The sequence below is a fragment of the Agrobacterium sp. a22-2 genome, assembly GCF_012276985.1.
Classification (GTDB): domain Bacteria; phylum Pseudomonadota; class Alphaproteobacteria; order Rhizobiales; family Rhizobiaceae; genus Allorhizobium.
The window spans coordinates 239,073-252,580 of record NZ_JAAXMM010000004.1 but is presented as its reverse complement, the minus strand read 5'-3'; the positions used below and the strand labels follow the sequence as shown (position 1 = coordinate 252,580).

Sequence of the window (13,508 nt, the reverse complement as noted above, 5' to 3'; positions counted from 1 at the left end):
AGGTTGAGTTGTTAATCTGCTTTTGCGCATAATTTTGCAGCGCAGCATGATTCGCATGTCATCAGACGGGGCAGACAGATGAACCAGTACGATCTCGTGGTCGTTGGCAGCGGCCCGGCCGGCCGCCGCGCCGCCATTCAGGCCGCCAAACTCGAAAAGAAAGTGCTGGTGATCGAGAAGGGAACTCGCGTCGGCGGCGTCTCCGTGCACACCGGCACGATCCCTTCCAAGACGCTGCGCGAGACGGCACTCAACCTCACCGGCTGGCGCGAGCGCGGCTTCTATGGGCGCGCCTACCGCGTCAAGCAGGAGATCAGCGCCGCGGACCTGCGCCGCCGCCTGCTGATCACGCTCGACCATGAAGTCGATGTGTTGGAGCACCAGTTTTCCCGCAACCGGGTCAGCCAGTTGCGCGGCGCCGCTCATTTCATCGATGCCAACACGCTGGAAGTGCAAAAGGAAGACGGCGAGATCCTGCGGGTCACCGCCAACGCGGTCCTGCTCGCGGTCGGCACGCGGCCGTTCCGGCCAAGCCATATCCCGTTTGACGGCGATTGTATCATCGACAGCGACGAGATCCTCGAGATCAAGGAAGTGCCACGCTCGATGATCGTCATCGGCGCCGGCGTCATCGGCATCGAATATGCCACGATCTTCTCGGCACTCGACACCGCCGTCACGGTCGTCGAGCCCCGCGACAGCATGCTCGACTTCATCGACAAGGAGATCGTCGAGGACTTTTCCTACCAACTGCGCGACCGCAATGTGAAGCTGATCTTCGGCCAGACGGTCGAAAAGGTCGACAAGGACCCGGCCGGCAAGTGTCATGTCACCTTGAAGAACGGCCGCGTGCTGACCGCCGAAATGGTGCTGTTTGCCGCCGGTCGCGTCGGCGCCACCGATGCTTTGAAATTGGAGGCCTGCGGCCTGGAGGCCGACAACAGAGGCCGGCTGAAGATCAACCCCGACACCTTCCAGACCGCCGTTCCCCATATCTACGCGGCCGGAGACGTCGTCGGCTTCCCGAGCCTTGCCTCGACCTCCATGGAACAGGGCCGCATCGCCGCCCGCCATGCCGTCGGCGCGCCGACCACCGAACCGCCGCAGTTCTTTCCCTATGGCATCTACGCCGTGCCGGAAATTTCCACCTGCGGGCTGACCGAAGAAGAAGTCCAGCAGCGCAACATCCCTTACGAATGCGGCATCGCCCATTTCCGCGAAACCTCGCGCGGCCACATCATGGGCCTCGACAGCGGCCTGCTGAAGATGATCTTTTCCTTGAAAACCCGCCGCCTGCTCGGCGTCCACATCGTCGGCGAAGGCGCCACCGAACTGGTGCATATCGGCCAGGCGGTGCTCAACCTCAAAGGCACGGTGGAATATTTCGTGGAGAACACGTTCAACTACCCGACACTGGCGGAAGCTTATAAGATCGCCGGGCTGGATGCCTGGAACCGGATGGGGGAATTGAAGAGGGAGGCGTGATAGGGCCGGTCTGCCGCAGGCTTTGATATGGGAGAACCGACGTTTTATGCTTAGCCCGCGGCTGGATCCTCGGATCGGAAGGATCAATCAATCGCCCAGGCGCTTATCCAGATAGCGATGCAGCATAGCATCCACTTTGGCATGCGCTGCATAGATGTTGTCGACGATATTGCTATCCCAAATAACGCCCAGCCGCACCACCCTACCCGGCTTTCCGACAGCGACGGCATTATCCGGCACCGTAATCTTCTGCAAATAGGACTTCGCACCGATCACGCAATTTACGCCGATCGTCGTATGTCGGCTGATGATAGCATTGTATCCGAGCCAGACGTGATTGCCGATAGTGATCGGCCCAGGTCGGTTCAGCAGGCCTCCTGTTAACATATCATATATGCCGTGAGCATCCGTGGTTCTGACAATCACAGCAGACGAAATCATGCAATCTTCGCCGATATCGACCGCTGCACTGTCGGCCACGATATTCAGGCTCTGCGCTGAGGTACGATCGCCGATCCGGATCGACGCGTCGCTACGCACGACGATGGTCAACCGCTTGGCTATGTGAAGGGCGCCAATTTCGATCGTGTTATTGTCACCTTTGATAGTGATCCTGGTCTCCGTAGTCGGGAAATCCTTGATGCTAACGCGATTGTTGTTCCCGGTAACGGTGATCCACAGATTGGCGGTGTGTTTGGAATCCACTTTGAACTGATTGTTTTTCCCCGTATCCTTGATACACATATGTTTCCTTCCTGCACGCGCAACCTGACGCTTTGTATTCGCAACGCAACCGGCTATCGATCCGTTCCGATGTCACCCATGCACAGCATGGGAGCGGCGGCCCGCAGGCGCCAAGAGTAAATCCACATCAAATGACCGGATCCGCTAGCGGTCCTATTGCCAAGTTCCACCATGCTCCGGCTTCATCTGAGCGTACAGACACATGCCTCATATGCCGGACTGATGCAAACAACTCGTCGTTGACTTCGTTTTCCGCCTATTTCCGGAAATGAAGTCGCTACTATCCAATCCATCGACATTGAAAATGATGACATCACGTAATCCGGCAGTATTGAAAACAACTCGGAAAAAGCTAACAAGCTCGCGCGCCTGTAACGAGGCTTTCCTTCGCCTTTTGAAGCCAGAGCTCCTCTCCTGGGGCCTACAACCAAACCCACAGCCGGGTTCATTTTTTGGGGGCAACGATCACGGTTATCGCTATGATTTCGCGGACATGAGCGACGTATCCGATGTGAAATTAGCGGCTTTCGCTATCATCAATCCCGGACAGAACCTTTGGATCAGGGGTTACCGGGCCGGCGCCCTGCCCTCTGATCCCGCAGACCTTCCCGTCCTTTTCGATAACATCGAGGGACTTTTCACATTGTGTCGCAAATTTTCGATCTGGCGACCTTTGAGATTTTCGTTCTACTTTGAGCAGAAGAAGCACCAATCCGTTGAACAGGCGGCTGAAACTCTGATGAAGGAGGTCAGCGGCGAACTACCCAAGCTTCGGAAGTATTTATATGGATGAAGTAGCGACACCCGTCTTTTAGTCTCGGTCCCCTTCAGTCTACACATCCAAAGGCCACAAGCGAAAACCGGTAGAGTCCCAGCGGTTCCGGCCTTCCTCGGCGCAGGCCTGGTTCCACCACCAGGCCTGCGCACGCCCCCTACCGATCCCGCAGGATCGCATCCGAGATAATCTCGAACAGGTGATCGGCGCGGGGCACGAGCGGCGGTTGGTCGGCGAGCCATGCTAGCGCGCTGATCAGCGCGAACAGGTCGTTGCCATCCATATCCTGCCGCGCCACGCCTTGAGCCTGGGCGCGTTCGAGCAGGCGCGTGCCGGCGGTGCGCAAGGTGACGCATGAGACATGCAGCGCTGAACTTTCATCGGCGATGGCAGCGACCATCGGCGCGATGATGCCGCGATAGGCATGGGTCATCGCCACAGCCTCTTTCAGCCATGTCACCAGGGCGCTGCCGGTGTCGTCCCAGGCTTCGAGATCCGCTGCCCTTTGCCCGAAGGCGTCGAAATTGCTGCGCAGCAAGGCTTCGAGCAGCGCTTCCCGGGTTGGAAAATGACGGTACAGCGTGCCGTCGCCCACCCCCGCCTGGCGCGCCACATCGCGCAACGAGACGTCGGCGCCCTCGCCGGTGAACAGGTCCCGCGCCACCGCAAGCAGATGGTCGTAGTTTTTTCTGGCGTCAGCTCTCATCATCGACCTTGACAAACGGAGCGATGCTCCCTTTATACGGAGCGGCGCTCCAAATAAATGGGGCAGCGCTCCGAATTTAGTAGCACATCTGTCACGATGGAGAAACACAATGTCGACTGAAACAATGAAGGCAATTCGCATTCATGCATTTGGCGGGCCTGAGGTGCTGCGCTACGAGGATGCGCCAAAGCCCGTACCGCAATCGGGCGAGGTCCTGGTTCACGTTCACGCGATCGGGATCAATCCGCCCGACTGGTACCTGCGCGATGGCTACAAGGCCCTGCCGCCGGAATGGCGGCCGCAAGTGTCCTTCCCGATCATCCTGGGTACCGATATTTCGGGCACCGTCGAGGCGGTCGCCGACGATGTGGAAAACTTCTCGGTTGGCGACGACGTCTATTCCATGGTGCGCTTCTTCAGCGTGGGCGAGAGCAAGGCCTATGCGGAATATGTCAGCGTGCCGGCCTCGGACCTGGCCCTGAAGCCCGCCGGCATCGATCACATCCATGCCGCCGCCGCACCTATGTCGCTGCTCACCGCCTGGCAGTTCATGATCGAGCTGGGTCACGATCAACCGAACCCGCTTCAGGCCCACAAACATCAGCCCGTGCCGCTGATGGGCAGGACCGTCCTCGTCAACGGTGCCGCTGGCGGTGTCGGCCACCTCGCGGTGCAGATCGCCAAGCTGAAAGGCGCCCATGTCATCGCAGTCGCATCCGGTCGGCACGAGGCCCTGTTGCGTGACCTCGGCGCCGACGACTTCATCGATTACGGCAAGACCCCGCCCGAGGACGTGGCCCACGACCTCGATCTTGTCGTCGACGCGCTGGGCGGCCCGACATCAGGCCGTTTCCTGCAGACCCTGAAGCGCGGCGGCGCCTTATTCCCGGTCTATCCGCTCGGATTTGCCCATGCCGCAGAGGCCGAGCAACGGGGCATCACGGTGTCGACGACGCAGGTCCGTTCCAGCGGCGCGCAACTGGCCGAAGTCGCACGCCTGCTCGATGACGGCACGATCCGCACCGTCATCGACAGCATCTACCCCCTCGCCGACGCCCGCAAAGCCCATGAGCGCGCTGCCCAAGGCCATATCCAGGGCAAGATCGTGCTGACCGTTGCCTCCTGACGCGAAGGGTCAACAGTCTACAGACGAAGAGAAAGGCATATCCATCATGCTCATCCTCATGGGTTACATCCACCTCGATCCGTCCGACGTCGAGGCATTCGTCAGCGACGTCGAGCAGATCAGCCTCACGACCAAAGCCGAAAAGGGATGCCTGTTCTATAGCATCACCCTGGACGACCGGTCGGCAGGACGTTTCCTGGTCGCCGAGCGCTGGCAGGACCAGCCATCGCTCGCGGCACATCTTGAAAAAGCCGAGACGCTGGCGTTCCTCGAGACCTGGGGAGACCGATTGAACAGCGACCTCCGGGCGTATGACGTTTCAGGAGAACGGACACCCGCTGCGTGAACAGGCGATCTCATCCACCCCTGCCCCAGACGCAAAAAGGCCGCCCATCGGGGCGGCCTTTTCATAGTCGATGATAATCCCGAAGATTACTCGGCGTCGCCTTCAGCGGCCTTCTTCTTCGGAGCAGCCTTCTTCTTCGGCGCAGCTTCTGCGGCTTCTTCGCCTTCAGCAGCGTCGTCGGCCTTGGCAGCGGCCTTCTTCTTCGGGGCGGCCTTCTTGGCCGGCTTGTCTCCAGCATCAGCCTCGTCGTCGGCCAGCAGTTCTTCCTTGGAGACCATCTTGTCGGTGACGTCGATTTCGGTCAGCAGCTTGTCGACAACCTTCTCTTCGAAGATCGGCGCGCGCAGCGAGGCGGAAGCGCCGGGCGTGTTGCGGAAGAAGTCGAGGATCTGCTTTTCCTGGCCCGGGAACTGCTGCAGCTGGGCATAAAGCGCGCGCTGCATTTCGTCTTCGGACACTTCGACGCCGGCCTTTTCGCCGATTTCGGAGAGAACGAGGCCAAGGCGGACGCGACGCTCGGCCAGCGCACGATATTCCTCGCGGGCCTTTTCTTCCGTCGTGTCTTCATCTTCGAAGGTCTTGCCGGACTGGGCGAGATCTGTGTTGATCTGGCGCCAGATGTTTTCGAACTCGGCGTCAACCAGGCGCGAAGGCGTGTCGAACTTGTAGAGCGTGTCGAGCTGGTCGAGGATCTGGCGCTTGACCTTCTGGCGGGTCACGTTGCCGTACTGACTCTCGATCTGGCTGCGAACGACTTCGCGCAGGCGATCAGCCGATTCCAGGCCGAGCTTGGTGGCCAGCTCGTCGTTGATTTCAAGGGCAGCCGGGCCGGCGACATCCTTGACGGTGACGTCGAAAGTGGCTTCCTTGCCGGCCAGGTTCTTGGCCGGATAGTCTTCCGGGAAGGTCACGGTGATGGTCTTCTCGTCGCCTGCCTTGACGCCGACCAGCTGGGCTTCGAAGCCGGGGATGAAACGGTTGGAGCCGAGCACCAGTTCGGCGTCGCTGTCGGTGCCGCCGTCGAAGGCAACGCCGTCGACCTTGCCGACATAGTCCATGGTGATGCGGTCGCCGTCGGCGGCCTTGCCCTTCTTGGTCTCGAAGGTGCGGGCGTTCTCGGCGACCTTCATGATCTGCTCGTTGACTTCGTCATCGCTGACTTCAACGATCTCGCGGATGACCTTGACGCTGTCATGGGACTGCAGCGCGATCGGCGGGATCACTTCGTAGGACAGCGTGAATTCGAAATCGGCTTCGGCGCTGAGGATCTTGTCGGCTTCGGCCTCGTCCTCGGTCATGGCGACTTCCGGCTGGGTCGCCGACTTTTCGCCGCGCTCCGACAGGATCGAGCTCGGGCGGTCGCGCACGATCTCGTTGACCAGTTCGGCCATGATCGACTTGCCGTACATCTTCTTGAGATGCGCCATCGGCACCTTGCCGGGACGGAAACCGTTGATGCGGACCTTGTCCTTGGCTTCGACCAGGCGCTCGTTCATGCGAGCTTCCATGTCCTTGGCCGGGATGACGACCTTGATTTCGCGCTTCAGCCCTTCAGCGAGCGTTTCGATAACCTGCATGTTCTTACCTTCGTGTCATGGCGGCCGTGCTCGGACAGCCGATGGTTTCAGTGAGCACGACGCCGGAATTCTCGTTTCCCGGGCGTGGCTAAGTCGTAATCCTCAGACATTTTGCCAGGCAAAATGGCGCATAGGGGCCTTGGCTGGAGGACAATCGGATCCTCCGCCAGCCCGAGCGGCAATTCTGGTGCGGGTAGAGAGACTTGAACTCCCACGCCTTGCGGCACCAGAACCTAAATCTGGCGTGTCTACCAATTTCACCATACCCGCGTCCCTTGGAACCGCATGCAGCCTCGCGCATGGCCCCTCCGGAGCGCGCGTCTCTATATCACCCGTTTTTGCCTGCGCAAAGAAAAAATGACACAATCCCCGGTCGCCGGTCGGGAAAGTCAGTATTGCAGTTCCTCGTAGACGCTCTTGCCGTCGACGAACAATTGCCGGATCTGCGCCGAACCGTCGCTGCCGACCCGGGCCGCGATCGAAACCACGCCGTCATTGCGCGCCTCCTCAAGCGTCTTGCCGTCGCCCTCCGGCACATAGAACCGCTCGATGCCGTAATCCACGACGAGCTCCTGCGATCCGTAGTCCGACGGACCATAATAATAGAAAGGCGCCGTTTTCAGCAGCACCGTTCCGCTCGTCTGCGGCAAGGCCTGGAAGGAGGCCTCGGCCACCGTCCAGAAGCCGTCCGGCTGCGGCGCGACGCGAACCCAGAGTTTTGTCCAGTCGCCGGCTTGCGGTTTCTCGCCGGCAATCAGCGCTGCCGGGATCCGCGAGATATCATAGGACAGGACGACATATTCACCGCGCAGCAGATCGCGCGGATCGACCGGCACGGATTTCAGCAGGATTTCGGTGCCGGAGCGCAGGATCCGCGCCCGCGTCTCGATCTGATAGCCGAGCACCGCCGTCTGCAGTGCAGACACCAGCACCGCGATCGCCATGACCCGAAAAAGCAGGCTTCCCCCGCGCTGCGAGCCGGTCATGATGCGCTCCCTTCGTTTGGCTTGGCGGAAAACAGCTTTTCCATGCGGATGACGACAAAGGCCAGCACCGCGACGATCAGGCCGGACAAAAGGAAGAAGCCCGACGTTCCGAGCATCGAGTCGATCGTCACGAAGGACAGATAGAGGATCTCGGCGGCAAAGGTGATATAGGCAAGGTAACGCACCGCGCCATTGTCGCGACCTTCCAGCGCCAGCGCCAGCACAGAGGCCGCCACTGTCGCAATGGCGACGATCGCCAGGCCCGACCCTTCGTCATATTCGATATTGAGCAGAAAAAGCCCCATGACGGCGACGACGAAGGCGTAGAAGGCGGGCGCCGCCCCCGTCTTGCGCGTCACCACCGAAAGCGGCGATGCCTTGACGGCGATCGCTGCGAACAAAGCCATGCCGCACAGCGCCAGCAACAAGGCAAACCGCGGGCTCTCGTCGAAGGAATAGAGCCAGCCGAGCCAGACGATCAGACCGATATAGATGATGTGCTGAACCCTCTGGGCCCCGGTCCAGACCGCGAGCGCCGCCAGGACGAGGCCGGCTGCAATCGGCGTCCAGCTGTAGAAGCCGTCCCAGCGCGTGTCGTACTGATCGAGGAAAGTCAGGAACACCGCCCAGGACAGGAATCCCGCTGTAATCGTCAGAACGCCCGAGCGAAACAGCGCCGCCGACAACACCGCCATGCCGAACCACAACAGCATGGCATCGACCATATCGCCGGACAGATGGTAAAGCTGGGCGATCAGTGAAATCGCCCCGCCGAAGCTCATGGTGCCGATCAGCAGCAAGGCCGCCCCGACGCGAGGTGCGCCGCGACCGATCGCAAATGCGCCGGCCAGGTGGAAGGCCCAGAGCAGCGCAATGATCCCGACCACCCGAGTAAACCGCGGTATCGCCTCCCAATTGGCCGCAATCAAAAGCAGGATCGACGCCGAGATCAGCACCGCAGCCAGGATCAGCAGCACATTGCCGACACTGAAGGTCGACTGGCGAGAATCATATTCGGCCAGCATCTGCTCGGCCGCCGGCGGCCCGATGATTCCCTTGGCGACCCAGACATCCAGGTCTTTGCGCAATCTGCCGCGATACATCGCAACTCCTCAAAAAATCTGCCGCAGCACGACCGCGGACCGGCGATCCTCGCCGCCGCCGCCACTCTGACGCCCCGGCGGAGAAAACTCAAGCTCCACCCCAAGCTCCTGCAAATCAACAGGTTTTCCCTGGGATTTCAGGGGTTTTTCTGCCGCATCGCCAGTACAGGCCGCCTGTCAACGCGCCAAAGAGCCATGCACGGACAGAATACCTTCCATGATAATATTGCACTGCACAAAATCAATGAACGCAGCTAGTATGATAATTAACAAAGGTCAGGAACGAAGCGCTTCGCTTTTACCCGGCCAAGGGTGCAGTTTTTGCCTCCGACTGAATTCGGCGCTGCGCACTCCTCCTCCCAGTGCAGTGTCGATCCGACTGACAACACTCCTCCTCCCAGTTGTCAGTCCCCATAAATGACGCCCACCGGATCTCCTCCCCCGGTGGGCGTTATTTTTTGGCCCGCCGGGCAGCTTCCACGACGACCGCAAAAATACGAAACGATTTGATCGGCGCATCGCAGATTGCACTCTCGCCGCTTATCGTTGTCCAGTTCCGTCGCAAACGCCCAATAATTGATCAATCGTTAACACTGAAGCTCATCGCCATGCGAATGACGCATAGGTGACCTCCGGCTTTAGCGCTTTTGGTTTGGTGCGGCGCAGCATATATTCAACTCATGAAATCAACGGCTGGCCCGGTTAGGGCAAAGGGCCAAATCGAAAGAGGCATATCATGAACATTACCCGTTCGCTGACCAACTGGCGCAAGTATCGTCAGACCATCACGGAACTGGGCCGCATGTCGGACCGCGAACTGCGCGACCTCGGCATCGGCCGCGAAGACATCCGTCGCGTTGCCCGCAACGCCATCGGCGCCTGATCAGGTTTCGATAGCCCATTTCGGCTATCGACGGTCAGACCAAAGAGCCTCCCTCCGGGGAGGCTTTTTTTATGCCTTGCGATCGTTGGGTTCACGCCTCTTAAATAGACATTGCATAAAACATCAGCATAGCACTGCACATTTGCATAGCAGTCGCTCAGAATTTGCACTGCACAATCTTATTTTACAGGCGTATAAGAACGCCAATCGCTGATGCGGACGAACCGCAAGACCAGCCAAGAGATTAAACCTGAGGAAACGACCATGAACCCGCTTCGCATTGCCAAGAACTGGATCAGCTACCGCCGCACGATGTCCGAGCTCGGCAACCTGTCCAACCAGGCCCTGTCCGATATCGGCATCACCCGCTACGACATCCGCAACATTGCCACTCGTTCTTTCCGCTAATCCCGGCGGTTAAGAAACGAGTTTGTTGAAACGGCGCTTCCTGGCGCCGTTTTTGATTCGCGGCCGATTGGAACCGCGGATCGGTCATGGTAGAGACCGCCCATGACAAAGACAGCAAGCAACACCACCCTCCCCATCCACGTTATCGGCGGCGGCCTTGCCGGCTCGGAAGCCGCCTGGCAGGCAGCAGAAGCCGGCGTGCCGGTCATTCTGCACGAGATGCGCGGCACCCGCGGCACCGATGCCCACAAGACCGACAGCCTGGCAGAACTGGTCTGCTCCAACTCCTTCCGCTCCGATGATGCGACGGCCAATGCCGTCGGCGTCATCCATGCCGAAATGCGCCTGGCCGGTTCGCTGATCATGGCCTGCGCCGACAAGCACCAGGTGCCCGCCGGCGGTGCCCTTGCCGTCGATCGCGACGGCTTTGCCGAAGCGGTGACCGCGGCGATCGCTGCCCATCCGCTGATCACCGTGCTGCGCGAGGAAGTAACCGGCCTGCCGCCAAAGGAATGGGACCTGGCGATCATCGCCACCGGACCTCTGACCTCGCCGGATCTGGCCGAGGCCATCCGCACTGAAACCGGCGAGGACGCTCTGGCGTTTTTCGATGCGATCGCGCCGATCGTGCATCGTGACAGCATCGACATGGACATCTGCTGGTATCAGTCGCGCTACGACAAGGTCGGCCCGGGCGGCACGGGCAAGGACTATATCAACTGCCCGATGGATGAGGCCCAGTACAATGCCTTCATCGATGCGTTGATCGCCGGCGACGCGGTCGGCTTCAAGGAATGGGAAGGCACGCCCTATTTCGACGGCTGCCTGCCGATCGAGGTCATGGCCGAACGCGGCCGCGAGACCCTGCGCCATGGGCCGATGAAGCCGATGGGCCTGACCAATGCCCATAATCCGACCGTTAAGCCTTATGCCGTGGTGCAACTGCGCCAGGACAATGCGCTCGGCACGCTCTACAACATGGTCGGCTTCCAGACCAAGCTGCGCTACGGCGCCCAAAGCGACATTTTCCGCATGATCCCCGGCCTCGAAAAGGCCGAGTTTGCCCGCCTTGGCGGCCTGCACCGCAACACCTACATCCATTCGCCTGTTCTGCTGGACGAGAGCCTGCAGCTGAAATCGCGGCCGGGCCTGCGGTTTGCCGGCCAGATCACCGGCTGCGAAGGCTATGTCGAGAGCGCGTCGATCGGGCTGTTGGCCGGCCGTTTCGCGGCCGCCGACCGCAAGGGCGAAATGCTGAACCTGCCACCGGCCACGACCGCGCTGGGCGCGCTGCTGAACCATATCACCGGCGGCCATATCGTCTCAGACGACGAGCCGGGCAAACGCTCGTTTCAGCCGATGAACATCAATTTCGGCCTGTTTCCGGAGCTGGAGCCGGGCTCCATCGTCAAGCCGGAAGGCGTCAAGCGTTTCCGCGGCAAGGACAAGACCGTCATGAAGCGCCAGCTGGTGGCGGCCCGCGCCCTTGCCGACTGCCGGCACTGGCTCGAACAGGATTGAGGTCTTTCGGGCATCTATTGCCGGTGTCGGAACAGGCGGATCGCCTCAAGAGGCGCTGGCTGGCCCGGCAAGCTGATCCAGGTCCCGCGACGAGACGTAGTTGCCGAGCAGCCAGAGCGATACCTCGGCGGCTTCGATCGGCGAGGCGAAGGTGAATTCGCCATTGTGGAAGGGCGCGTCCAGAAAATCGATTGCGAAGCTGCGACCGTCCGCCAGGTCGCGAACCCGCACGGTACCGGGCTCGATCAGGTGGCACGCATAATGGCTGCGCATATTGCGCATGAAGCCGGCCTTGTTGTCATGCAGGCGGACAAAGACCGCCCCACCGTCCGCCGTCACATGCAGGCTGCGGATCGCCTCGTTGGGAAAGGCTCGGCCGAATTCCAGAATGGCCAGGCCCGCATCCCTAAGGCCGTCATCGCTGACGCGCTTGGCCATTCTCGCCGCGTAGAACGAGAACAAGACCACAGCGCCCAATACCAGTGTCCAAGTCACCAAACCCACAATCAGCCTCCGGATGTGCCGTCGTTGCGGCTTCTGGATGCTGGTACAATGCCAGCCTTGTGCGAATTTGGACGCGCTTAATAGCGTTTCGTCAAGACCGCCCGCAAAAGCGTGATCTGCCGGCGCCATTGCGGCGGCTGCAGCGGCGTGTCGAAGATGCCGGCACCGCGCCGTCGCGCAAGGCCGAGAACCGGCCCGGCCAGAGAAACGGTGAGATAGGCCGGCACAAGCGAGATGGGCGGCCGGCCATAACTGCGCGCCTTGGCCAGATGATCGAGGCCGAGCCCGGCAAAGGCCTCGACTGCTGCCGAGATACGGTCGCGGTCCGCGCCGGCCAGAAAACTGTCCCGGTCAAGCCCGGTGGCTGCCAGGATTTCGCTGGGCATATAGACCTGCCCCCTGGAACGGTGCAGCGGCATCAGCAGGAGAAGACCGGCAATCGCCTGCGCTACGCCGGCGTGTCCAGCCCTATCGGCACTGCGCGCCGCCGCCTCACCATCAAGGACAAGGCTTGCCAACTGTATCAGCGCCGATGCGGTCTCGCCGGCATAGCCCTCGAGCGCCGAGCGAGAGCCGATCGGATCGTCATATAGGTCGAAAACGCGGGCGTCGATCATGTCCAGCAAGGGCTTGAGCGGCAAATGATGGAGCTCGATGGCCTGCAACAGGCCGGCTGCCACCGGATTGGCGGCCGTCGCACCATGCGCCGCGCCACCCAACAGATCGCGCCAGTATTGCAGCCTGACCTCGCCGGGCAAGGGTTCTTTCACCTGGTCGCGGACACGAGCAATCTCGGCATTGAAGGCATAGAGTGCGGCCAGCGAACCACGCTTGTCGGCCGGCGACAGCAGGCAGGCCAGATAGCGGTCGCGATCCGTATCGCGCAGCATGGATAGGCAAAGATCCTGATTGCTGGTCCCGACGCTGGTCAAAACTTAGAACCTCTGCCTCGTGCTCAGACCGCGATCAATGCGGCGGCGACCGCGCGCTCTTCGGCCAGCATGATATTGTAGGTGCGCACCGCAGCACCGGTGCTCATCGGGTCGGCGGAAATGCCGGCCCCCTTCAGCATGGCCTTGAGATCCGGCGGCAGGAAACGCAGCGCCGTGCCGGTTCCGACCAGCAGCACCTCGATATTCCCGGCCTCATCCATCAGCCGCTGGAACAGCGTGGTCTCCAGCGCCTGCCCCTCCTCCACGTCCCAGCCATAGACGCCGGAGGGAAGCAGCAGCAGCGACCCGCGATGCGACATCTCGGCAAAGCGAAAGCCGCCATTGCCATAGGCATCGATCGGCGCCCGGCCTGGAAAATGCGCCTCGCGAACGATGATCCCCTTGCTCACGC

15 protein-coding genes and 1 tRNA gene are annotated in these 13,508 nt (G+C 60.8%); 7 read left to right on the top strand and 9 right to left on the bottom strand.

Annotated features, from left to right (window positions below):
• The first annotated feature begins 78 nt into the window (after positions 1–78).
• The gene (gene sthA / locus HFC70_RS08380; RefSeq protein ID WP_168472771.1) at positions 79–1,485 is read left to right on the top strand and encodes a Si-specific NAD(P)(+) transhydrogenase; all 1,407 of its coding nucleotides are present in this window, start codon (positions 79–81) and stop codon (positions 1,483–1,485) included.
• 87 nt (positions 1,486–1,572) lie between these two features.
• On the opposite strand, the gene HFC70_RS08375 is transcribed toward sthA, so the two are convergent.
• Positions 1,573–2,229, bottom strand: a complete 657-nt coding sequence (locus tag HFC70_RS08375) for a DapH/DapD/GlmU-related protein (RefSeq protein ID WP_168472770.1) — start codon at positions 2,227–2,229, stop codon at positions 1,573–1,575.
• 304 nt (positions 2,230–2,533) lie between these two features.
• Here HFC70_RS08375 and HFC70_RS08370 point away from each other — a divergent pair, with 304 nt between their 5' ends.
• Complete coding sequence (locus HFC70_RS08370; RefSeq protein WP_168472769.1) at positions 2,534–3,022, top strand: hypothetical protein; 489 nt, start codon at positions 2,534–2,536, stop codon at positions 3,020–3,022.
• Positions 3,023–3,161: 139 nt separating this feature from the next.
• On the opposite strand, the gene HFC70_RS08365 is transcribed toward HFC70_RS08370, so the two are convergent.
• Positions 3,162–3,710 carry a TetR/AcrR family transcriptional regulator gene (locus HFC70_RS08365; RefSeq protein WP_210259187.1) on the bottom strand — a complete coding sequence of 183 codons (549 nt, stop codon included), beginning with the start codon at positions 3,708–3,710 and terminating at the stop codon, positions 3,162–3,164.
• Positions 3,711–3,819: 109 nt separating this feature from the next.
• Here HFC70_RS08365 and HFC70_RS08360 point away from each other — a divergent pair, with 109 nt between their 5' ends.
• Both HFC70_RS08360 and HFC70_RS08355 read left to right on the top strand, forming a co-directional pair.
• Positions 3,820–4,836 carry an NADP-dependent oxidoreductase gene (locus HFC70_RS08360; RefSeq protein ID WP_168472767.1) on the top strand — a complete coding sequence of 339 codons (1,017 nt, stop codon included), beginning with the start codon at positions 3,820–3,822 and terminating at the stop codon, positions 4,834–4,836.
• 46 nt (positions 4,837–4,882) lie between these two features.
• Positions 4,883–5,182 carry a putative quinol monooxygenase gene (locus HFC70_RS08355; RefSeq protein WP_168472766.1) on the top strand — a complete coding sequence of 100 codons (300 nt, stop codon included), beginning with the start codon at positions 4,883–4,885 and terminating at the stop codon, positions 5,180–5,182.
• Between the two features lie 86 nt (positions 5,183–5,268).
• Here the strand turns inward: HFC70_RS08355 and tig are convergent, their stop codons facing one another.
• The 4 genes from tig to HFC70_RS08335 form a co-directional block, all read right to left on the bottom strand.
• Positions 5,269–6,759: a trigger factor gene (gene tig, locus HFC70_RS08350; RefSeq protein WP_168472765.1), complete on the bottom strand. Its 1,491-nt coding sequence runs from the start codon at positions 6,757–6,759 to the stop codon at positions 5,269–5,271.
• Positions 6,760–6,944: 185 nt separating this feature from the next.
• Positions 6,945–7,029, bottom strand: a tRNA-Leu gene (locus tag HFC70_RS08345).
• 119 nt (positions 7,030–7,148) lie between these two features.
• Complete coding sequence (locus HFC70_RS08340; RefSeq protein WP_168472764.1) at positions 7,149–7,745, bottom strand: GDYXXLXY domain-containing protein; 597 nt, start codon at positions 7,743–7,745, stop codon at positions 7,149–7,151.
• Entirely contained in the window at positions 7,742–8,848 is a 1,107-nt protein-coding gene (locus tag HFC70_RS08335; RefSeq protein ID WP_168472763.1) for a DUF2157 domain-containing protein, read from the bottom strand. The genes HFC70_RS08340 and HFC70_RS08335 overlap by 4 nt, the downstream gene beginning before the upstream one ends.
• A gap of 736 nt (positions 8,849–9,584) precedes the next feature.
• Here HFC70_RS08335 and HFC70_RS08330 point away from each other — a divergent pair.
• The 3 genes from HFC70_RS08330 to trmFO all read left to right on the top strand — a co-directional run bounded on the left by HFC70_RS08330 (position 9,585) and on the right by trmFO (position 11,660).
• Positions 9,585–9,731, top strand: coding sequence for a DUF1127 domain-containing protein (locus tag HFC70_RS08330; RefSeq protein ID WP_168472762.1), 147 nt, complete (start codon positions 9,585–9,587; stop codon positions 9,729–9,731).
• A gap of 264 nt (positions 9,732–9,995) precedes the next feature.
• A complete protein-coding gene (locus HFC70_RS08325; RefSeq protein ID WP_168472761.1) occupies positions 9,996–10,139 on the top strand; it encodes a DUF1127 domain-containing protein in 144 nt (47 codons plus the stop codon).
• Between the two features lie 102 nt (positions 10,140–10,241).
• The gene (trmFO, locus tag HFC70_RS08320; protein WP_168472760.1) at positions 10,242–11,660 is read left to right on the top strand and encodes a methylenetetrahydrofolate--tRNA-(uracil(54)-C(5))-methyltransferase (FADH(2)-oxidizing) TrmFO; all 1,419 of its coding nucleotides are present in this window, start codon (positions 10,242–10,244) and stop codon (positions 11,658–11,660) included.
• Positions 11,661–11,705: 45 nt separating this feature from the next.
• On the opposite strand, the gene HFC70_RS08315 is transcribed toward trmFO, so the two are convergent.
• The 3 genes from HFC70_RS08315 to HFC70_RS08305 all read right to left on the bottom strand — a co-directional run bounded on the left by HFC70_RS08315 (position 11,706) and on the right by HFC70_RS08305 (position 13,506).
• Positions 11,706–12,164: a hypothetical protein gene (locus HFC70_RS08315; protein WP_168472759.1), complete on the bottom strand. Its 459-nt coding sequence runs from the start codon at positions 12,162–12,164 to the stop codon at positions 11,706–11,708.
• A 77-nt stretch (positions 12,165–12,241) separates the two neighbouring features.
• Positions 12,242–13,054: a phytoene/squalene synthase family protein gene (locus HFC70_RS08310; RefSeq protein ID WP_168472758.1), complete on the bottom strand. Its 813-nt coding sequence runs from the start codon at positions 13,052–13,054 to the stop codon at positions 12,242–12,244.
• 65 nt (positions 13,055–13,119) lie between these two features.
• A complete protein-coding gene (locus tag HFC70_RS08305) occupies positions 13,120–13,506 on the bottom strand; it encodes an Mth938-like domain-containing protein (protein WP_168472757.1) in 387 nt (128 codons plus the stop codon).
• Between the last annotated feature and the right edge of the window lie 2 nt (positions 13,507–13,508).